The sequence below is a fragment of the Haliea sp. E1-2-M8 genome (genome assembly GCF_030649675.1).
Lineage (GTDB): Bacteria > Pseudomonadota > Gammaproteobacteria > Pseudomonadales > Halieaceae > Haliea.
In genome coordinates, this window is sequence record NZ_JAUTDR010000002.1 from 157,593 (window position 1) to 177,749 (window position 20,157).

General features: G+C 64.3%; 17 protein-coding genes. 13 read left to right on the top strand and 4 right to left on the bottom strand.

The window, feature by feature from the left end; translation table 11 throughout:
• The first annotated feature begins 37 nt into the window (after nt 1-37).
• Entirely contained in the window at nt 38-682 is a 645-nt protein-coding gene (locus tag Q6D67_RS02395; RefSeq protein WP_304703928.1) for an SCO family protein, read from the top strand.
• Between the two features lie 20 nt (nt 683-702).
• Nucleotides 703-894: a hypothetical protein gene (locus tag Q6D67_RS02400; RefSeq protein WP_304703929.1), complete on the top strand. Its 192-nt coding sequence runs from the start codon at nt 703-705 to the stop codon at nt 892-894.
• Nucleotides 895-987: 93 nt separating this feature from the next.
• Here Q6D67_RS02400 and Q6D67_RS02405 read toward each other — a convergent pair whose 3' ends face one another.
• Nucleotides 988-1,749, bottom strand: a complete 762-nt coding sequence (locus tag Q6D67_RS02405; protein ID WP_304703930.1) for an HAD family hydrolase — start codon at nt 1,747-1,749, stop codon at nt 988-990.
• Between the two features lie 3 nt (nt 1,750-1,752).
• Nucleotides 1,753-2,691: an aminotransferase class IV gene (locus tag Q6D67_RS02410; protein ID WP_304703931.1), complete on the bottom strand. Its 939-nt coding sequence runs from the start codon at nt 2,689-2,691 to the stop codon at nt 1,753-1,755.
• Nucleotides 2,692-2,752: 61 nt separating this feature from the next.
• Here Q6D67_RS02410 and cmoA point away from each other — a divergent pair, with 61 nt between their 5' ends.
• Nucleotides 2,753-3,529 carry a carboxy-S-adenosyl-L-methionine synthase CmoA gene (gene cmoA / locus Q6D67_RS02415; protein WP_304703933.1) on the top strand — a complete coding sequence of 259 codons (777 nt, stop codon included), beginning with the start codon at nt 2,753-2,755 and terminating at the stop codon, nt 3,527-3,529.
• On the top strand, nt 3,526-4,503 hold the full coding sequence (cmoB, locus tag Q6D67_RS02420; RefSeq protein WP_304703935.1) for a tRNA 5-methoxyuridine(34)/uridine 5-oxyacetic acid(34) synthase CmoB: 978 nt from the start codon (nt 3,526-3,528) through the stop codon (nt 4,501-4,503). Before cmoA ends, cmoB begins: the two co-directional genes overlap by 4 nt.
• A 378-nt stretch (nt 4,504-4,881) precedes the next feature.
• Here the strand turns inward: cmoB and lon are convergent, their stop codons facing one another.
• The gene (lon, locus tag Q6D67_RS02425; protein WP_304703936.1) at nt 4,882-7,302 is read right to left on the bottom strand and encodes an endopeptidase La; all 2,421 of its coding nucleotides are present in this window, start codon (nt 7,300-7,302) and stop codon (nt 4,882-4,884) included.
• 155 nt (nt 7,303-7,457) lie between these two features.
• Between lon and Q6D67_RS02430 the strand changes: the two genes are divergently transcribed.
• Nucleotides 7,458-8,735 (top strand): aminotransferase class I/II-fold pyridoxal phosphate-dependent enzyme, encoded by a 1,278-nt coding sequence (locus Q6D67_RS02430; RefSeq protein ID WP_304703937.1) that lies wholly within the window; start codon nt 7,458-7,460, stop codon nt 8,733-8,735.
• A 152-nt stretch (nt 8,736-8,887) separates the two neighbouring features.
• On the opposite strand, the gene Q6D67_RS02435 is transcribed toward Q6D67_RS02430, so the two are convergent.
• Nucleotides 8,888-9,232 carry a DUF1820 family protein gene (locus tag Q6D67_RS02435; RefSeq protein WP_304703939.1) on the bottom strand — a complete coding sequence of 115 codons (345 nt, stop codon included), beginning with the start codon at nt 9,230-9,232 and terminating at the stop codon, nt 8,888-8,890.
• Nucleotides 9,233-9,432: 200 nt separating this feature from the next.
• On the opposite strand from Q6D67_RS02435, the gene miaB reads away from it, so the two are divergent.
• The 8 genes from miaB (at nt 9,433) to leuS (ending at nt 20,140) form a co-directional block, all read left to right on the top strand.
• A complete protein-coding gene (gene miaB / locus Q6D67_RS02440) occupies nt 9,433-10,797 on the top strand; it encodes a tRNA (N6-isopentenyl adenosine(37)-C2)-methylthiotransferase MiaB (protein ID WP_304703940.1) in 1,365 nt (454 codons plus the stop codon).
• A 35-nt stretch (nt 10,798-10,832) separates the two neighbouring features.
• Nucleotides 10,833-11,876, top strand: a complete 1,044-nt coding sequence (locus Q6D67_RS02445) for a PhoH family protein (protein ID WP_370551911.1) — start codon at nt 10,833-10,835, stop codon at nt 11,874-11,876.
• Nucleotides 11,873-12,355 (top strand): rRNA maturation RNase YbeY, encoded by a 483-nt coding sequence (gene ybeY, locus Q6D67_RS02450; protein ID WP_304703943.1) that lies wholly within the window; start codon nt 11,873-11,875, stop codon nt 12,353-12,355. The genes Q6D67_RS02445 and ybeY overlap by 4 nt, the downstream gene beginning before the upstream one ends.
• Nucleotides 12,352-13,197, top strand: a complete 846-nt coding sequence (locus tag Q6D67_RS02455; protein WP_304703944.1) for an HlyC/CorC family transporter — start codon at nt 12,352-12,354, stop codon at nt 13,195-13,197. The genes ybeY and Q6D67_RS02455 overlap by 4 nt, the downstream gene beginning before the upstream one ends.
• Nucleotides 13,198-13,200: 3 nt before the next feature.
• Nucleotides 13,201-14,730: an apolipoprotein N-acyltransferase gene (gene lnt / locus Q6D67_RS02460; RefSeq protein WP_304703945.1), complete on the top strand. Its 1,530-nt coding sequence runs from the start codon at nt 13,201-13,203 to the stop codon at nt 14,728-14,730.
• Nucleotides 14,731-14,800: 70 nt separating this feature from the next.
• Nucleotides 14,801-16,159: an amidohydrolase gene (locus Q6D67_RS02465; RefSeq protein ID WP_304703947.1), complete on the top strand. Its 1,359-nt coding sequence runs from the start codon at nt 14,801-14,803 to the stop codon at nt 16,157-16,159.
• Nucleotides 16,156-17,403: an amidohydrolase family protein gene (locus Q6D67_RS02470; RefSeq protein WP_304703948.1), complete on the top strand. Its 1,248-nt coding sequence runs from the start codon at nt 16,156-16,158 to the stop codon at nt 17,401-17,403. Before Q6D67_RS02465 ends, Q6D67_RS02470 begins: the two co-directional genes overlap by 4 nt.
• A 142-nt stretch (nt 17,404-17,545) precedes the next feature.
• Nucleotides 17,546-20,140, top strand: coding sequence for a leucine--tRNA ligase (leuS, locus tag Q6D67_RS02475; RefSeq protein ID WP_304703949.1), 2,595 nt, complete (start codon nt 17,546-17,548; stop codon nt 20,138-20,140).
• Nucleotides 20,141-20,157: the final 17 nt, after the last annotated feature.

Sequence of the window (20,157 nt, forward strand, 5' to 3'; positions counted from 1 at the left end):
CAGGCGGGCGCGGGCAACGGTGGCTGTCGGAGACCACATGGCAAGAACGCCAGTACTTCTTCTCGCTGCAGCGGCGGTGATAGCCATTGTCGCCCTGGTGGCAATGCCCGTTCGCCAGCCCGCCGCTGTGGAGTCTGTTGTCCGGCAACCCAATACTCCGACGCTGCAGGCAGGTGTCGCTGTCACCCCGTCCGCCACGCTGCCCGATTTCTCCCTCCGCGACCAGCACCGTCGCCCCTTCACCGCTGCGGCACTGAACGGACACTGGAACCTGGTATTCCCCGGCTTTACCCACTGCCCCGACATCTGTCCCACTACTCTCGCCATCCTCGACCGCGTACACGAGCTGCTGGGATCCAGGGCGAGCGGACTGCAAGTCGTGCTGCTGAGCGTGGATCCGCAGCGGGATACCCCTGAGGAACTGGCCCGCTACCTGGAATTCTTCAACCCCACGTTTATCGGCGTGACCGGCGAGCAGGAGCAGCTGGAGCGGCTCTACACAGGCCTCGGGGTCCAACATATCCGCATTCCCGGCGCCCGCGGCGAATACAGCGTGGACCACTCTGCGGCGCTGCTGCTGGTGGACCCCGAGGGCAAGCTGGCAGGCTACTTCATGCCTCCATTCAATGCTGAGCGCCTGGCGGTGGACCTGGAGCCGCTGCTGGCTGCCGGAGATGCCTGACCACTGCGCAAGAGCGGTATATGTCTCCCGGTGAGCTGAGCTCTTCGCGCGCATGGCTGGATCGGTTGGACCGGTCCCGGCATGCCCTGTGGCTGTTGTTCGCTGCTTCCATGCTGGAAACACTGATCGTCCCCATACCGGTCGAAGCCATCCTGATTCCATGGATGCTGTGTCATCCCTATCGCAAGTGGCAAATTGCCGGGGTCGCGTGACAAAGCGCTGCAACTGTGGCAGCGGCACTCAGGGCTGCTGGGAGTTATGGCTATTGGACTGCTGGCCTTGTGGTTATGGCTGCAGTTAACGGCCTAGTGGTGACCGGGTAACGCGTGCTCGAGCAAGCGGGCATAGATCCCCTCCGCCTCCTCACACATAGCCTCGCAGCCAGACGGCACCAGCACCTCCTCCAGGGGCACTTCATTGACCGGTTCGAACCCGGTGGTACGCTCCACCGCCGCGTACCAGTGCGGCGCCCAGACGCCATCGCTGGCCCGGGTGCCCGCCGGCCACTGCAGCATCTGTTCACTGAAGGGGATCCCCACGCGCGCGCACAGTTCGCGCAGCACGCGCTCGGGGTCACGCAGGGTACGGGCGGAGTCGATCACCGGTGGTGCCTGCCCCAGACGGTCCGCTACCCGTTGGAACAGAGCCCACTGCTGCGGAAAGCCCAGCTCCTCGAGCGCGAATTGCGGTCGCACTTTGGCGTAGGAGGCGATGATCCGCCGCGGCTCGCGAATCAGGAAACAGTTGTGCAGGCTATCGGTCCAGCCCATGTCCATGGCCGGCAGGATGTGCTGGGTCATGTGCTTCTGGTAGAACACCGAACAGGTCCCGGGATCCGCCGTTGCCGGCAAGTCTTCGCACAGCTGCCGCGCGACCTCGCGCCAGTCGCAGCTCATGCTGGCCATGATCGCGGCACCGGCGGGGTGCTCAAGTCCCGTGCTCTTCAGGTAGTAACCGTAGAAAGGTTCATCGACGACCGCGCAGTCTGGCCGGTTCTCGAACGCCCGCATCAGCGCGGTACTGATGTTGCGCGGGCCCGACCACATCGCAAGACGCAGGACAGACATGGCTCAGTCCCTCGGATGCTGCTTGCCGGGGCCGTCTATATAGCGCGCCACCGTGGTCCGGTACTGCGCCTGCAGGCGTTTCACCGTCGCGCGTTCGGCGCCAGCCTCGCCGATACTGCGGCCATCCACTTCCGTCACCGGCACCAGGCCGGCAAACGTGCCGGTTACAAAGGCCTCTTCTGCGTTGTAGACATCGGTGAGGGTGAAATTTTTCTCGCGCACCGTCAGGCCCAGCTCGCGCCCCATCTCCAGCACCTTGCCGCGGGTAATGCCGTCGAGACAGTAATCGCCGGTGGACGTCCAGAGCTCGCCGCGGCGGACAATGAAGAAGTGGGTGGAATTGCAGGTGGCGACAAAGCCGTGCGGGTCCAGCATCAGAGCCTCGTCGGCACCGGCCTTGGTGGCCTGGATGCAGGCAGTGATGCAGTTGAGCTTGGAGTGGGTATTCAGGGTCGGGTCCTGCACATCGGCATAGCCGCGGCGCACATACACCGTGTACAGGCGCACACCCTTGTCCACCACCTCCGGCAGCGCCTGCTTGTACTCGGGAATCAGCACTACGGTAGGGGGGGTAATGGTCATCCGCGGATCCTGGTAGGGCGTGGCCTTGACGCCGCGGGAGACCATCAGGCGAATGTGGACACCATCGCTCATGTCGTTGGCCGCCAGCAGCGCATAGAGCCGCGCCGCGAGCTGATCGCGGCTGAAGTCCGGCTGGAAGTCCAGGGTTTTCATGCCCTCGAACAGGCGCTCGAGATGGCGCTCCAGGAACAGCACAGTGTTGTTCTCCACCCGCAGCCCCTCCCAGACACCATCGCCGAGGATAAAGCCGGAGTCGAAGACCGAAATACGCGCCTCTGCGCGGGGGAAGATTTCACCGTTGATGTCAATCAGGATGTGCTCATTGCGAGGGTCGCCCGCATATTCGTGGGTGCCTTTCATCAGTCTGCTCCGGGGAATTTGGCGGGCCATATTGTGCGCTATTCGGGCCGCGAGTACATCCATGATAAACTCCCGCGCCAGCCCCGAGACCCGCGAAACTGCCGCCGTGACCGACAACCGCGACACAATTTATTCCCAGACCGTTGCCGAACCCGCGGCGTTCCAGTTCGATGATCGCGTGGCGCAGGTTTTCCCCGACATGATCAAGCGCTCGGTGCCGGGCTACACCACCATCGTCGCCATGACCGGGCTGCTCGCGGGCCGCTTCGCCGCACCCGGCAGCCGGCTTTACGATCTCGGCTGCTCCCTCGGCGCCTCCACCCTGGCCATGCGCCAACAGGTGCGGCATCGGGACTGCCTGATCATCGGTGTCGACAATTCCGCCGCCATGCTGGAGCGCTGCCAGATCGTCATCGCCACCGACAGCCACGACATTCCGGTGGAGCTGGTCTGCGCCGACCTGCAGGAGGTTGCCATCGAGGACGCCTCCGTGGTGGTGCTCAATTTCACCCTGCAGTTCATTGCCCGCGAGCAGCGCGATGGCATAATCCAGCGCATATACGACGGCCTGCGCCCGGGCGGCATCATGGTGCTGTCGGAAAAGGTCACCTTTGAGGACCCACATCTCGACGCCCTGAATATCGACCTGCACCACGAATTCAAACGCGCCAACGGCTACAGCGACCTGGAGATTGCCGGCAAGCGCAACGCCATCGAGAATGTGCTGCTGCGGGATACTCTGGACGAGCACAAACGGCGCATCCGCGGCGCCGGCTTTGGCAGCTGCGACGTCTGGTTCCAGTGCTTCAACTTCGCCTCCCTGATCGCCCTGAAATGATCGACTACCAACCCCTGATCCGGCGCTGGCAGGACACCGAGCTGGCGCCCTGGGCAGCACTGCTGCCTGCCCAGGTCACGCGTGGTCTCGCGGTGGAGCGCTACGGCGACCTGCCGCGCTGGCTGGATGCCCTGGCAGCGCTGCCCGACATTGTCCCGCAGCAGATCCACCTCGACCGCGCCCGGGTCGGCGCCGACTGCAACCCGCCCCTGGACCCCGGCGCCCGCGGCGACCTGCAGGACACCCTGCAGCGGCTGCACCCCTGGCGCAAGGGCCCCTTCGAGCTGTTCGGCGTGCATATCGACACCGAGTGGCGCTCCGACTGGAAATGGGACCGGTTGCGCGCGCACATTGACCCCCTCGCCGGCCGCCGCGTACTCGATGTCGGCTGCGGCAGCGGCTACCACTGCTGGCGCATGGCCGGGGACGGCGCCACGGAAGTCATCGGCATCGACCCCACGCCCCTGTTTGTAGTGCAGTACTGGGCCCTGCAGAAGTACCTGCAACAGCCCGGCGTCTGGGTGCTGCCCCTGGGCATCCAGCATGTCCCGCCCAAACTCGCCGCTTTCGACAGCGTATTTTCCATGGGCATTCTCTACCACCGGCGCTCGCCCCTCGACCATCTGCTGGAGCTGAAAGCCTGCCTCCGCCCCGGTGGCCAGCTGGTGCTGGAAACCCTGGTCATCGAGGGCCCCGCAGGCGCGACCCTGGTGCCGGAAGGACGCTACGCGCGCATGGGCAATGTCTGGTTCCTGCCCAGTTGCGATACGCTGCTGGGGTGGCTGCGCAAGCTGGGCTTTGTCGACGAGGCGCTAATTGACGTTTCGGTGACCAGCACGGAGGAGCAGCGGGCTACGGATTGGATGCGGTTCCAATCACTCGCGGACTTCCTGGATCCTGAGGATTCCAGTCGAACAATTGAAGGCTATCCTGCGCCGAGGCGGGCAGTTGTGACGGCGCGAGCACCGGGGTAGCTGACACGTGCCCGGTGCTTCTAGCTGGCTCCGGCACGATCGCGCGTTGGGCCTTTGACGGACACGCCACAAGCACGTCCATGTGGGCTCGGCGACGGCCGTCCCTGGCCGTCGACGGTCCGACAAAGGCCCACCCCGCGCTCGCGCCTCTGCGCATCGTGCTCCACTCGCTCGGTGCCACTTAGCTGAAACTGTAGCGCACCGAGCCATTGCCTCAGCGGCAATTGGCAACGTGACCAAGGTAGGCAGGGGCAGGAACGGCTCCGGCCGGATTAGTGGCACCGAGCACCACAGGTGAGCAGGTCGACTGAGTCACCGAGCAGGGGCAGGCCTGGCTCCGGCCGGAACGACTGGCACCACAGAGGCACACGAGCAAGGTCAGTGCAGTGCCTTCTCCCGTCGATGTTCGTGGAACACGAACTCAAACACCTCCCGATAAGTCCGCGCAAAGTGCACCTGCAGCCCTTCCCGCAGATAATCCGGCAGCTCCTCAAAATCACGGCGACTGGCCGCCGGCAGGATGAGCTCCGGAATCTTGATACGCCGGGCCGCGATCACTTTTTCGCGGATGCCGCCGACCGCCAGCACCTGGCCAGTGAGGGTGAGTTCGCCGGTCATCGCCAGCGGGCGCTTGATGCGCTCCTTGCGTGCCAGGGAGATCAGGGCGGTGGCCATGGTGATACCGGCGCTGGGGCCGTCCTTGGGCGTGGCGCCCTCGGGTACGTGCAGGTGCACCAAGCTGGTGTCGAAGAAGTCGAGGTCGCAGCCGTAGTCCTTGAGGTGGGCGACGACATAGCTGTAGGCGATCTCGGCGGACTCCTTCATGGTGTCGCCGAGGCGGCCGGTGAGTTTGAAGCCACGGTTAAGGGTGTGTACCTGGGAAGATTCGATCGCCAGAGTGGCGCCGCCCATGGTGGTCCAGGCGAGGCCGGTAGCCACACCGGGCCCGCGCAGCAGTTTCTCTGCGTGGAACACGGGCTGGCCGAGCAGGGCCTCGATATCCTTCTTGCCGACCCGGATGCGCTCCTCGCGGCCCTCGACCAGGTCGACAATGGACTTGCGGATAATGCGCGCCAGCTGTTTTTCCAGATTCCTGACCCCGGCTTCCCGGCAGTAGCTCTCGATCACGTATTTCAGCGCGGCGTCGTTGATCTTCAACTGCTCGTCCTTTACGCCGTGGCGCTCGAGCAGCCGCGGCCAGAGGTGGTTCCTGGCAATGGCGAGTTTTTCTTCGGCGATATAGCCTGCGAGGCGCAGGGTTTCCATCCGGTCCAGCAAAGGTCCGGGAATGGTGTCGAGTTGGTTGGCGGTGCAGATAAACAGAACCCGGGACAGGTCCACCCGCAGGTCAAGGTAGTGGTCGAGGAAATCGCTGTTCTGTTCCGGGTCCAGCGCCTCCAGCAGGGCCGAGGCGGGGTCGCCCTGGAAAGAGGCGCCAATCTTGTCGATTTCATCCAGCATGATGACCGGGTTGGACACCTTGACCTCTTTCAGGGCCTGTACGAACTTCCCCGGCATGGCGCCGATATAGGTGCGGCGGTGACCCTTGATCTCGGCTTCGTCGCGCATGCCGCCGAGACTGAAGCGGTAGAACTCACGTCCCAAAGCATCCGCCACCGAGCGCCCGATGCTGGTTTTGCCGACCCCCGGCGGGCCCACCAGCAGCAGGATGGAGCCGGCGATCTCGCCTTTGAAGGCTCCTACCGCGAGGAATTCCAGGATCCGCCGCTTGACGTCGTCGAGCCCATCGTGGTGCGCGTTCAGCACCTTGCGCGCATGTTTCAGCTCCAGATTGTCCGCCGAAGTCACGCCCCAGGGTACCTGGGTGGCCCAGTCCAGGTAATTGCGGGTGACACCGTACTCGGGTGATCCGGTTTCCAGCACCGACAGCTTCTGCAGCTCGTCATCGATGCGCTTCTGCACGGGTTCGGGTGGCTGCAAGGCGGACATGCGCTCCTCGAACAGCTCCACATCGGTACTGCGGTCGTCTTTGGAGATACCCAGTTCCTTCTGGATCACTTTCATCTGCTCCCGCAGGAAGAACTGGCGCTGCTGCTCGGAGACTTTCTCATTGACCTGGCTGGTGATTTCTCCCTGCAACTCCGCCACTTCCCGCTCCCGACGCAGCAGCACCAACACCTTCTCCATCCGCGCCAGCAGCGGCAGGGTATCGAGAATCTCCTGCAGCTGGTCACCCTTGGCGGTGGTCAGGGCGGCGGAAAAATCCGCCAGCAGGCTGGGCTGGTTGGGATTGAAGTTGGCCAGGTACTGCTTCAACTCCTCGCTGTACAGCGGGTTCAGGGGCAGCAGCTCCTTGATCTCCTTGATCACAGCCATGCCGTAGGCCTTGACCTCGTCGCTGTCGCGATCACCCTGGCTGCGGGGATACTCCACCTGCACCCGGTAGGGGGCGGTATCTGTCAGCCAGCGCACAATGCGGAAGCGCTTGATACCCTGGGCCAGGAAATGGCCTGGGGTATCGACCCCCGGGGGCCGGTGCAGGCGGACCACGCAGCCGATTTCGGGGAACTGGCGCCGGTCCACGCTGCCCGCTTTGTGCTGGTCGACATAGCTGAGACCGAGCAGGCCGTGACCCTCGGCGGCGACCTTCTCCAGGGTGGAAGCCCATTCCTCCGGGTTGATCGCCACCGGCTGCACCTGGCCGGGAAAAAACGGGCGGTGGGGAATGGGAATCAGGTGCAGGGTCTCGGGCAGGACATCATTGGCAATCGCGGGCGGGTGCCGGGATCCTGCGCGGTTGCCGGAGGTGTTGTCCTGGGACTGCTGGCCGTCACTCATGCGTGGCTACCTGTTAAGCATTGAATATTGATTGGACAGATATGGGCCCGGAGCGCGGAATTTCAAGCAAGCGGCGCAGCGGGTATACTGGGGGCCTTCCTCTGGGGGCGCCCGGCCAGGGCTGGCCCCCGGCACGACCGACACAGGAGTTAAAGGTGCATATAGAACAGGCAGCCGAGGCCGAGTTGCGTGAACAGCTCGCCACGTTACACGATCAGTACGACCAGTTGGCAGCCAGGGGCTTGAGCCTGGACCTGACCCGGGGCAAGCCGGGCGCGGCACAACTGGCCCTGTCCGATGCCCTGGACGGAATCCTCGCTGGCAACTATCGCGCCGCGGACGGCACCGATACGCGCAACTATGGCGGGCTGGACGGGCTGCCTGAGGCCAGGGCCCTCTTCGGCGGCATTCTCGGCACCGCGCCGGAGGAAACCCTGGTCGGCGGCAGCAGCAGCCTGACCCTGATGTACCAGGTCATGGAATTCGCCCTGCGCGAGGGCCTCCGCGGTGCGGAGACAGCCTGGTCCAACGCCGAGGAGGTCAGGTTCCTGTGCCCGGTACCGGGTTATGACCGCCACTTCTCAATCTGTGAATATCTGGGCATCGAGATGGTACCGGTGCGCCTGCTGGAGACCGGGCCGGACATGGATCAGATCGAAAGCCTGGTCGCTGCCGATCCCGATATCAAGGGTATCTGGTGTGTGCCGCGCTTTTCCAATCCCACCGGCTGCGTCTACAGCAGCAACACGGTAGAGCGCATGGCGCGACTGCCCAAGCTCGCCTCTGGCCAGTTCATCGTAATGTGGGACAACGCCTACGCGGTGCATCAACTTTATGCTGACGCGGCGCCGCTGGACTGCCTCAGCGACTATGCCCGCCAGTTCGACACCATGGACGGTATTTTCCAGTTCGGCTCCACCTCCAAGGTTACCTTCGCCGGTGCCGGGGTCGCCTTTGTCGGCAGCAGCGAGCGCAATCTCTCCACCCTCAAGGCCCACCTGGCGTTCCAGACCATCGGCCCGGACAAGGTCAACCAGCTGCGCCACGTGCGCTTCCTGCAGGATGGGGCGACCGTGGCCGCGCACATGGAGCGGCACGCCGCACTGCTGCACCCGCGCTTCGAAGCGGTGCTGGACACCCTGGAGCGGGAACTGGGGGCTACCGGCATGGGCTCATGGACCCAGCCCCGGGGCGGCTATTTCGTCAGCTTTGACGCGCTGCCGGGCCTGGCTTCGGAAATTGTTGAGCTGGCCGCCAGGGTCGGGGTCAAGCTGACCCCGGCGGGCGCGACCTTCCCCTACGGCAAGGACCCGGAAGACCGCAACATCCGCCTGGCACCAAGCTTCCCGGCGCTGGAGGATGTGCAGGCCTGCGCCGAGGTTTTTGCCCTGTGTGTGAAGATCGCTTCGATAAAACAAAGACTCAGTGCCTGAAGGCTCAGCGGGGGCTTGTGTGAGTGCAGTCCCTGCGCGATCGCCCGCTGAGCGGGCTCCCACAGCCAAACGCGGGAGCGCAGTCCTTGTGGGAGCGCAGTCCCTGCGCGATCGCCCGCTGAGCGGGCTCCTACAACCAGGCCCGCGGGGCGTCAGTCGTCGTGGCTGTGCTGCGGCTGCATCCCCGAGAGGGGGAAGTTGGCGACATTGCTGCGGCTGCCCGGGGCAGCATCTGAGATCTTGCCGGTCCCTTCCTTGTCCACCTCATCGATGCGGATAATGGCCTGCAGCGGGATATAGCTACGCTTGACCCCATTGAACTCCAGCTTGAGCTTTTCCTCACTGGGGTCCACCAGAATCTGTGAACGCTCGCCGAAAATGAACTCCTCAATCTCGATAAAGCCCCACATGTCGCTTTGGTAGATCTGGCGCGCGAACACCTCGAACACCTGGTTGGCGTTGTGGAAAATCACCTTGTAGACGGGTTGGCTGGCCATGAAGTCCTCGTGGGGCGCTCCGGCTGGCAGCCCCGTTGGAAGTGCGCCGGATTTTGGGGGGCGCCAATGGTATCACTCTGGGGCCAGAATTCCACTACTTGCACGCCCAACGGCTAGGTTTCAGGCTGCCAACTCTGTATAATCCACGCCCCTTTTCCGCAACACGGCAAAACGGTACCCGCGGGTACCAACGAGGCACGGTGAGCAAGAAGCTGTACATCAAGACCCATGGCTGCCAGATGAACGAGTACGACTCCGCGCGCATGCGCGATCTGCTGCAGGAAAGCCATGACCTGGTCCCCACCGACAATCCGGAGGAGGCCGATGTATTGCTGCTAAACACCTGTTCCATAAGGGAAAAAGCCCAGGAGAAGGTGTTCCACCAGCTCGGCCGCTGGAAGCACCTGAAGCAGAAGAACCCCAATCTGGTGATTGGTGTCGGAGGCTGCGTGGCCAGCCAGGAAGGGGCGGAAATCGGCAAGCGTGCGCCCTATGTGGACCTGGTGTTCGGCCCCCAGACCCTGCACCGGCTGCCGGAGATGATGGCGCAGCGCAAGGCGCGGACCGGCCCGGGCGGCACTCTCATCGTCGATATCAGCTTCCCGGAAATCGAGAAATTCGACCGCCTGCCGGAACCCAAGATCGACGGCCCCACCGCTTTTGTCTCGATCATGGAGGGCTGCAGCAAGTACTGTACCTTCTGTGTAGTGCCCTATACCCGCGGCGAGGAGGTCTCGCGGCCGGTAGATGATGTGATCGCCGAAATCGCCCATCTGGCGGCCGGCGGTGTGCGTGAGGTCAACCTGCTGGGCCAGAACGTCAACGCCTACCGCGGCGCCAACCATCTCGGAGAAATCGTGGATTTCGCCGAGTTGCTGCACTTTGTCGCCCGCATACCGGGTATCGACCGGATCCGCTATACCACCTCGCATCCGGTGGAGTTCAGCGACGCCCTGATCGACGCCTACGCCGAGATCCCGCAGCTGGTAAACCACCTGCACCTGCCGGTGCAGAGCGGCTCCGATCGCATCCTGATGGCGATGAAGCGCGGCCACACGGCGCTGGAGTACAAGTCGAAAATCCGCCGCCTGCGCAAGATCCGCCCGGACATCAGCCTGTCCTCTGACTTCATCATCGGCTTCCCCGGCGAAACCGAGGCAGATTTTGCCGCCACCATGAAGCTGATCGAGGAGATCGGCTTCGACACCTCCTTCAGTTTTGTCTACAGCGCCCGGCCCGGCACCCCCGCCGCCGAGTTGCCAGACAGCACCGACGAAGAGACCAAGAAGCAGCGCCTGCAGATCCTGCAGGCGCGCATCCTGCAGCAGGCCCAGGCCATCAGCCGGCGGATGGTGGGCACAGTGCAGACGGTCCTGGTGACCGGCGTCTCGAAGAAAGATCCGGGACAATTGCAGGGCCGTACCGAGAACAACCGCGTGGTGAATTTCAGCTGCGGCGACCATGGCCTGATCGGCGACTTCGTCGATCTGGACATTCTGGCGGCACTGCCAAACTCCCTGCGGGGCCAATTAACCGCGGCGCCCCTGCGGCGCGCGGTTGACTAGCCCGCAAAGCGGTATATCCTTTTAACCTCAACCACATGCCCTTGCGGCCAAAGAGCGAATTGAACAGCGAATCCCAGACCTCCGCGTCGACACAAGCAAATCTCACCCTGGAACCGAATGACGCGCGCCATCTGGCCATGCTGTGTGGCCAGTTCGACGGCCATCTGCGGCAGATCGAGAGCCGTCTCGGCATCAGCATCGCCGCCCGCGGCAACCAGTTCCAGCTGACCGGCCCCGACGCCAGCGTCGCCGCCGGCAGCCAACTGCTCGGCCATCTCTACCAGGAGGTGTGCCAGGGGGTCGGCCTGAGCCCGGAATCCCTGCATTTGCAGCTGCAGCAGTCGGGCATGGAAAGCCTGATGGCGGAGTCCGCCGGCGGTCAGGTCGAGGCCATCCAGGTCATTCGCACCAAACGCGCCTCGGTCAAGCCCCGCGGCAAGAACCAGCAGGGCTATGTGCGCACCATCAAACAGTGTGACATCAATTTCGGCATCGGCCCGGCGGGAACCGGCAAGACCTTCCTCGCCGTCGCCTGCGCCGTGGAGGCCCTGCTGGAGGAGCGGGTACGCCGCATCCTGCTGGTGCGACCGGCGGTGGAAGCCGGCGAAAAGCTGGGCTTCCTGCCCGGCGACCTGAGCCAGAAGATCGACCCCTACCTGCGGCCGCTGTACGATGCCCTGTATGAAATGCTGGGCTTCGAGACCGTGAACAAGTTCATTGAGCGCAATGTCATTGAGATTGCGCCCCTGGCGTTCATGCGTGGGCGCACCCTGAACAACTCTTTCATCATTCTCGACGAAGCGCAGAACACCACCCGCGAGCAGATGAAGATGCTCCTGACCCGGATTGGTTTCGGCTCCACCGCCGTCATCACCGGCGACGCCACCCAGATCGACCTGCCCCGGGGTATCCCCTCGGGCCTCACCCACGCCAGCAATATCCTGGCCGACGTCGAGGGTATCGGCTTCACCTGGTTTGGCAACAAGGATGTGGTGCGCCACCCGATGGTACAGCGCATCGTCGAGGCCTACGACGCCCACGAGGAAAAGGCGACCCCGCTCGACAAGAGCAAGCCATGAGCGTTCACGTCGACATTCAGGCTGCCTGCAGTGAACCCGCGCCAGAGGAAGACGACTTAAGGCGCTGGATCTGCACCGCCCTCGAGCAGCGCACGCCGGGGGAAGCCGCCGAAGTCTGCCTGCGCCTGGTGGGCGAGGCGGAAATGACCGCGCTCAACCGGGACTACCGCGGCAAGACCGGCTCTACCAACGTGCTCTCCTTCCCCGCCGGGCTACCCCCGGAACTGGCATTGCCACTACTCGGCGATATTGTCATCTGCACCCCGGTAGTCGCTCGCGAGGCCGCTGAACAGGGCAAGCCGCTGACGGCTCACTGGGCCCACATGACGGTCCACGGCAGCCTGCATCTGCTGGGCTACGATCATATCGAGGACGCAGACGCGGTCGCCATGGAAGCCCTGGAAACCACCATCCTGGCGCAGCTGGGATTTCCCTGCCCCTATCCTGACCACGGCCACGAGGAGCTCGCTACCCCATGAGCGAAGACCGATTTGGCAACGAGCCGGGAGACCGCTCCTGGCTCGGGAAAATCGCCCTGCTGTTCTCTTCCGAACCCCACAACCGCAAGGATCTGGAGGGGGTGCTGGCGATAGCGGCGGAGAACGAGGTCATCGACCAGGATGCCCGCAGCATCATGGAAGGGGCCATGAAGGTCAGCGACATGCAGGCCCGGGATATCATGATCCCCCGGGCGCAGATGGTGGTGATCAAGGCGGAATCCACCCTGGAAGAGATCCTGCCGCAGATTATCCGCTCGGCCCACTCGCGCTACCCGGTGGTGGGTGAGAGCCCCGATGACATCCAGGGCATCCTGCTGGCCAAGGACCTGCTGCCAGAGTTGCTGAACAAGGACCACAGCGAATTCCGCATGCAGTCCCTGCTGCGCCCGACCGTGGTGGTGCCCGAGAGCAAGCGCCTGAACGTGCTGCTGCGGGAGTTCCGCGAAAACCGCAACCACATGGCCATCGTCATCGACGAGTACGGCGGGGTGGCGGGCCTGGTGACAATCGAGGACGTGCTGGAGGAAATCGTCGGCGAAATCGAGGACGAAACCGATGTCGACGAGGACAACTTCATCCGCAAGATCAGCGACGACGACTTCTTCATCAAGGCACTTACCCCCATCGAGGACTTCAACGACTACTTCCGCACCGACTTCAGTGACGAGGAATTCGACACCATCGGCGGCCTGGTGATTCAGGCCTTTGGCCACATGCCGGCCCGCAATGAAGTCACCCAGATCGAAAACTTCGAGTTCAAGGTCATTAACGCCGATCAGCGCAAGATTCACAGCTTGCGCATGCGGCCGCTGGAAGCCTGAGCCATGCCCCACACCGGCCTGCGCCCGCTGTGGGTGCTGCTGCTGACACTGCTTGCGGGGGTGCTGGTCACCCTGTCGCTGGCGCCGTTCGGGCTCTGGCCCGCGGGCATCGCCAGCTGCGCGCTCTACTGCTACCTGCTGAGTACCTGCACGCCGCGCCAGGCCCTGTGGCGGGGCTGGCTGTTCGGGCTCGGCATGTTCGGCAGCGGCGTATCGTGGGTCTACGTCAGCATTCACGTCTACGGCTATGCCAGCGTTCCCCTCGCGGCCTTCCTGACCGCCCTGTTCTGCGCCGGCCTGGCCCTGCTCCACAGCCTGTTTGCCTGGACCTACGTGCGCCATGTGCGACCGCTTCCCGGAGGCATGCTGATCGGGTTTGGCGCGCTGTGGGTCCTGTTTGAATGGCTGCGCAGCTGGCTGCTGACCGGTTTTCCCTGGCTGTACCTGGGCTACGCCCACATCGACACCTGGCTGGCGGGGTGGGCACCGATTATCGGGGTCTACGGGCTGTCCTTCATCTGCGCGGTCAGCGGCACTTGCCTGTTCCTGGCCTGGCGCAGTCCGCGGCCGGTGGCATTGCTGACCTATGCCACCCTGCTGGCCGGCATGTGGGGCGGAGGCGGCCTGCTGAAGCCGGTGGAGTGGGTGGCACCCGCGGCCGAGCAGCCCCTCAGCGTCGCCCTGTACCAGCCCGACATTCCCCAGCAACTCAAATGGCGGCGGGAGCAGTACCCGGAGATCCTGCGCCAGTTCGATCGCGCCCTGCCGGAGCAATACGGCCACGATATCGTGCTCTGGCCGGAGTCCGCCCTGCCCCGCTTCTACCAGCAGGCGCGGGACTATCTGGACCCGATCGCCCGACAGCTGCAGGGGGACGACGCCACCCTGATTACCGGGATTCCCTGGCGCGAGGCCGGCAGCCCGGACTATTACAACAGCATTATCGCCCTGGGCGCTGGCGAGGGTCTGTACCACAAGCAGCACCTGGTACCCTTCGGCGAGTATGTGCCGCTGGAATCCTGGCTGCGGGGGATGATCGCCTTTTTCGACCTGCCCATGTCCAGCTTCAGCGCCGGGGCGCCGGGCCAGGCCCTGCTGCAGGCGAACGGCTACCGGATCGCCCCCTTCATCTGCTACGAGGTGGTCTACCCCGACCTCGTGGCCCGCGGCGCGCGCGCTGCGGACCTGCTGGTTACCATCAGCAACGACAGCTGGTTCGGCGCCTCCATCGGGCCCCTGCAGCACCTGGAGATGGCCCAGATGCGTGCCCTGGAAAATGGCCGCTACCTGCTGCGGGGTACCAACAACGGTATTTCCGCCATCATCGACCACCGCGGACAGATCCTGGCCAAGACTCCGCAATTCGAAGAGGCGGTACTTACCGGCGAGGCCCAGGTGATGCTGGGCAGCACCCCCGCCGCCAGCTTCGGCACCCGCCCGGTCATCAGCGCCTGCGCCCTGCTGCTGCTTCTGCTGCTGGTAATGCACCACACCTTCTGGCGGGGCGGCGAATCCGGGACCGCGGCAGATTGACGGCCGCAGGCTGGCAAATTGAACCACGGTCTGGTACAAAGCACGGCTTCTTACATATCGGAGCTCTACCATGCTGCGGAACGCCAGCATTTCAATACTGTTTTTCCTGTCCTCGGTAGCCATCGCGGAAGTCCCCTTCCCCTCCACCTATGAACCGGTCAGCAACAGTCCCACCCTGCTGCGCAACGCCACCATTCTGACCGGTGACGGGCAGCGCCTGGAAAACACTGACCTGCTGCTGGCCGATGGCACTATCCAGTGGCTGGGAAGTGGCGAGGTGCCCGCGGGCACCGAGGAAGTCGATGCCAGCGGGCGCTGGGTGACCCCCGGCCTGATCGACGTGCACTCTCATCTGGGTGTCTATCCCAGCCCCGGGGTGGCTGCCCACTCCGATGGCAATGAGCTGACCAATCCAGTCACCGCCAATATCTGGGCGGAACACAGCGTCTGGCCCCAGGATCCCGGCTTCTCCCGGGCCCTGGCCGGAGGCGTAACCACTCTGCAGGTACTCCCCGGCTCCGGCAACCTGTTCGGTGGCCGCGGCGTGACCCTGAAGAACGTCTACAGCACCAGCTACCAGGACATGAAGTTCCCCGGCGCCCCGCACGGCCTGAAAATGGCCTGTGGTGAAAACCCGAAGAGCGTCTATGGCCCGCGCAACCAGACCCCGTCTACCCGTATGGGCAATGTCGCCCTGTACCGGGCCGAATGGATCGCGGCGCAGGATTATATCGCGCAGTGGGAACGCTATCGGGCCAAAGCCGAGGAGGGCGACGAGGAGGCGGTTGCCCCGGTACGCGACCTCAAACTCGAGACCCTGGCAGGGGTGCTGCGCGGCGAGATCATCGTCCACATGCACTGCTACCGTGCCGACGAGATGATGACCATTCTCGCCCTGGCTGAGGAATTCGACTACCGCATCGGTACCTTCCATCACGCGGTGGAAGCTTACAAGATCGCCGATGAACTGGCGGAGAATCAGGTTTGCGGCGCCCTGTGGGCGGACTGGTGGGGCTTCAAAATGGAGGCCTACGACGGCATCCAGGAGAACATCGCCCTGGTCGACCGTCCGGAAAACAGCTGCGCCATCGTGCATTCCGATTCCGCAGAGGGTATCCAGCGCCTCAATCAGGAAGCGGCCAAGGCCATGGGCAAGGGCCGCCGGGCCGGGCTGGATATCTCGCCGGAGCGCGCCATCCGCTGGATAACCCAGAACGCCGCCCGCTCTCTCGGCATTGACGAGGTCACCGGCACCCTGGCAACGGGCAAGATGGCAGACGTTGTGGTGTGGAGCGGCAATCCTTTCAGCGTCTACAGCAAGGCGGACCTGGTGTTTGTCGACGGCGCACTGATGTACGACCGCGCGGACCCGGCACGGCAACCGGTCTCCGATTTTGAACTGGGCCAGTTACAGGAGGTGGCACGATGAAACGCTTTCCAGTCCTCATTGCGGCCGCGTTGCTGTGCTGCCAACAGCTGGCAGCGGCGCAAACCCTGCTGATCAGGGATGCCAGGGTACACACCATGACCGCCGCCGGCGTGCAGGCAGAGCAGGATGTGTTGCTGCGCGACGGGCGCATCGAAGCCATCGGGCGCGGCCTGGAGACTCCGGCGGGCGCCGAGGTAATCGATGCCGCGGGCCGGCCGCTCACCCCGGCACTGTTCGCCGGCATTACCGCCCTGGGCCTCAACGAGGTCAACATGGTCAGCTCGTCCGTGGACAGCGGCGTCACCCAGACCGGCTCTCCCGAAATGCGCCCGGAGTTCAGCGTCATCCCGGCCTACAACCCGCACTCAAGCCTGATACCGGTCACCCGTATCGAGGGCTTCGGCTTCAGCGTGCTGGGCGCACTGGCCTCCGGCTCGATCATCGGCGGCCAGGGCCAGGCGGTACGGCTGGACGGCGGCTACGACAGCTTGGTCGGCGAACCCCTGCTGTTTGTAGCGCTGGGAGAAGGCGCCGCCGAGCTGGCCGGCGGTTCGCGCGCCGCCCAATGGATGCTGCTGGAACAGGCGGTGGGCGAAAGCCGCTCGGCCCCCCGGGCGGGAGACTCAAATCTGCTGACCCGCGAGGGTCGGGCAGTGATGAAAGAGTTCCTGCGCAATGGCACTATCGTATTCAGCGTTAACCGGGCCAGCGATATCCTCCAGGTCCTGCAATTCGCGGAACGCCACGGCTTCAAGGCAGTGATAGAGGGTGGCGCGGAAGCCTGGATAGTGGCCGCTGAACTGGCAGCGGCAGAGGTGCCCGTACTGCTGGACCCCCTGCTAAACCTGCCCTACAACTTCGACCTGCTGGGTGCGCGCATGGACAACGCCGCCCTGCTGCAGGCAGCCGGTGTCACCATCAGCTTTTCCGGTGCCGGCACCCACCATGCCCGCAAGCAGCGGCAATTGGCGGGCGTCGCCGCGGCCAACGGCCTCGACCAGGACGCGGCGCTGGCGGCGTTGACGATAAATCCGGCACGCATCTTCGGCCTGCCAGGCGGGCGTATCGAAGTGGGCGCCCCGGCGGATCTCGTGATCTGGAGTGGCGACCCTCTGGAGGTCAGCGAGTTTGCCGACCAGGTGATACTCGGCGGCAAGCTGCAGTCCATGGAAAGCCGCCAGACACGCTTGCGCGACCGCTATCTGGTCCGGGACCCCAAGTTGCCGCGGGCATACCTCCACTAGGGGCTTCTAAAAAGGGGTCAGGTCCAAAATTGGACCTGACCCCTTTTGAAGAATGCCACTATGCGAAACCTGACCCCTTATCTGATTGCTGGTAGAATCCTCGCTCCTTTTTGCTTTACCACTGGACGAGATTCCACAGCCGATGGACCAGCACTACCAGCCCCAGATCCTTGAGCAGAGCGCCCAGGCCCACTGGCAGGCTCACAACAGCTTCACCGTCGAGAAGGACGCCAGCCGGGAGAAGTTCTACTGCCTGGCCATGTTCCCCTACCCCAGCGGCAAGCTGCACATGGGGCATGTGCGCAACTACACCATCACCGACGTAATCTCGCGCTACCAGCGCATGCTGGGCAAGAACGTGCTGCACCCAATGGGTTGGGACGCCTTCGGCCTGCCGGCGGAAAATGCCGCGGTACAAAACCGCAGCGCGCCCGCCAGGTGGACCTACCAGAACATCGACTACATGAAGGGCCAGCTGCAGAGCCTGGGCTTTGGCTTCGACTGGTCCCGGGAGCTGGCCACCTGCCAGCCCTCCTACTACCGCTGGGAGCAGTGGTTCTTCACCCGCCTGTACGAGAAGGGCCTGGTGTACAAAAAGATGGCCACGGTGAACTGGGATCCAGTGGACCAGACGGTGCTCGCCAACGAACAGGTGATAGACGGCCGCGGCTGGCGCTCCGGCGCCCTGGTGGAGCGGCGCGAAATTCCGCAGTGGTTCATCCGGATTACTGCCTATGCCGAGGAGCTGCTGGCGGACCTGGACCAGCTGCCGCACTGGCCGGAGCAGGTGCGCACCATGCAGCGCAACTGGATCGGCAAGAGCCTGGGCGTTGACCTCCGCTTTGACCTGGCCAGCCCGGTCGCGGGCATCGATCACCTCGAAGTCTACACTACCCGCCCCGACACCCTGCTGGGCGTGACCTACATGTGTCTCGCGGCAGAACATCCGATCACCCGGGCGCTGGCGCTGGACAACCCCGAGCTGCAGGCCTTCATCGAGGCCTGCAAGACCCAGTCCTCCGCGGAAGCGGATATGGCCACCATGGAGAAGAAGGGGATCGATACCGGGCTCAAGGCCCTGAATCCGCTCACCGGCGAGGAAGTACCGGTCTGGATCGCCAACTATGTACTGATGGATTACGGCTCCGGCGCGATCATGGCGGTGCCCGCCCACGACCAGCGCGACTGGGAGTTTGCGCGCAAGTACGGGCTGACGATCCGCCAGGTCATCGCACCGGAGGACGCCAGCGAAGCCGATCTCGAGCAGGGCGCGGTCACCGCCAAAGGCACCCTGGTAAATTCCGGCGAATTCGACGGCATGGACTCCGAGGCCGCCTTCAGCGCCATCGCCGAACGGCTGCAGGCCGCAGGCCGCGGCCAGCTCACCACCAACTACCGGCTGCGGGACTGGGGCGTCTCCCGCCAGCGCTACTGGGGGGCACCGATCCCCATGTTCAACCTGGCCGATGGCGGCGAGATTCCGGTGCCAGCGCACAAACTGCCGGTCCTGTTGCCGGAAGACGTGCAGATGGACGGCGTGATTTCCCCGCTCAAGGCCGACCCGGAGTGGCGCAAGGACGAGCTGGACGGGCAGCCGGTGGAGCGGGAAACCGATACCTTTGACACCTTCATGGAGTCGAGCTGGTACTACGCCCGCTATACTTGCCCCGACTTCGATCAGGGCATGCTGGATCCGGAGCGCGCCAATTACTGGCTGCCGGTGGACCAGTACGTGGGCGGTATCGAACACGCTATCCTGCACCTGCTGTACGCCCGCTTCTTCCACAAGCTGATGCGCGACGAAGGCCTGGTCAACAGCAGCGAACCTTTCGAACGCCTGCTCTGCCAGGGGATGGTGCTGGCCGAGTCCTTCTACCGGGAAGGCACCGGCGGCGGCAAGGTCTGGGTCGCTCCCACCGAAGTCGACGTCGAGCGCGATGAGCGCGGCCGGGTAGTGCGCGCAGTGGAGCGCAGTAGCGGCGAGGAGGTCATCGCCGGCGGCGTCACCAAGATGTCCAAGTCCAAGAACAACGGCATCGACCCGCACGCGGCGGTAGCGGAGTACGGCGCCGACACCGTGCGCCTGTTCACCATGTTCGCCGCGCCGCCAGAGCAAACCCTGGAGTGGCATGATGCCGGGGTTGAGGGCGCCAGCCGCTTCCTGCGCAAGCTGTGGAAGGCAGTGCACGGCCATCTGGAGGCCGGCGCAGCCGGTGCCGTGGACCCGGACCTGCTCAGCGACGCCCAGCGCCAACTGCGGCGCAAGACCCATGAAACCATTGCCAAGGTCAGCGATGACTTCGGTCGCCGCCAGACCTTCAACACGGCGATTGCCGCCATCATGGAGCTCGGCAACGATATCGGTCGCCTGGATCAGGGCGACGCCCAGGGACGCGCCGTGGTGCGCGAGGCCTTGCGCGCCGTGGTCCTGATGCTGGCCCCGATTGTGCCGCACATCTGCCATCACCTGTGGCCCTTGCTGGATGGCGAAGGTGAACTGCTGGACACCCCCTGGCCAGAAGTCGACGCAGCCGCCCTGGTCCGCGACAGCATCGACATGGCCGTGCAGGTGAACGGCAAGGTCCGGGGCCAGATCGCGGTGGCGGCAGCTGCCGACCGGGCAACCATCGAGGCCGCAGCCATGGCCCAGGACAATGTGCAGCGCTTCCTCGCCGAGGTCACCGTACGCAAGGTCATTGTGGTGCCCGGTAAACTGGTTAACATAGTAGCCAACTGATGCCCGGGAGATGCCTC

Coding starts and splice junctions, on each gene's coding strand:
- Q6D67_RS02395 (WP_304703928.1), top strand. CDS start 38: ATGGCAAGAACGCCAGTACTTCTTCTCGCTGCAGCGGCGGTGATAGCC.
- Q6D67_RS02400 (WP_304703929.1), top strand. CDS start 703: ATGTCTCCCGGTGAGCTGAGCTCTTCGCGCGCATGGCTGGATCGGTTG.
- Q6D67_RS02405 (WP_304703930.1), bottom strand. CDS start 1,749: ATGTCTGTCCTGCGTCTTGCGATGTGGTCGGGCCCGCGCAACATCAGT.
- Q6D67_RS02410 (WP_304703931.1), bottom strand. CDS start 2,691: ATGAAAGGCACCCACGAATATGCGGGCGACCCTCGCAATGAGCACATC.
- cmoA (WP_304703933.1), top strand. CDS start 2,753: ATGATAAACTCCCGCGCCAGCCCCGAGACCCGCGAAACTGCCGCCGTG.
- cmoB (WP_304703935.1), top strand. CDS start 3,526: ATGATCGACTACCAACCCCTGATCCGGCGCTGGCAGGACACCGAGCTG.
- lon (WP_304703936.1), bottom strand. CDS start 7,302: ATGAGTGACGGCCAGCAGTCCCAGGACAACACCTCCGGCAACCGCGCA.
- Q6D67_RS02435 (WP_304703939.1), bottom strand. CDS start 9,232: ATGGCCAGCCAACCCGTCTACAAGGTGATTTTCCACAACGCCAACCAG.
- Q6D67_RS02445 (WP_370551911.1), top strand. CDS start 10,833: ATGCCCTTGCGGCCAAAGAGCGAATTGAACAGCGAATCCCAGACCTCC.
- ybeY (WP_304703943.1), top strand. CDS start 11,873: ATGAGCGTTCACGTCGACATTCAGGCTGCCTGCAGTGAACCCGCGCCA.
- Q6D67_RS02455 (WP_304703944.1), top strand. CDS start 12,352: ATGAGCGAAGACCGATTTGGCAACGAGCCGGGAGACCGCTCCTGGCTC.
- lnt (WP_304703945.1), top strand. CDS start 13,201: ATGCCCCACACCGGCCTGCGCCCGCTGTGGGTGCTGCTGCTGACACTG.
- Q6D67_RS02465 (WP_304703947.1), top strand. CDS start 14,801: ATGCTGCGGAACGCCAGCATTTCAATACTGTTTTTCCTGTCCTCGGTA.
- Q6D67_RS02470 (WP_304703948.1), top strand. CDS start 16,156: ATGAAACGCTTTCCAGTCCTCATTGCGGCCGCGTTGCTGTGCTGCCAA.
- leuS (WP_304703949.1), top strand. CDS start 17,546: ATGGACCAGCACTACCAGCCCCAGATCCTTGAGCAGAGCGCCCAGGCC.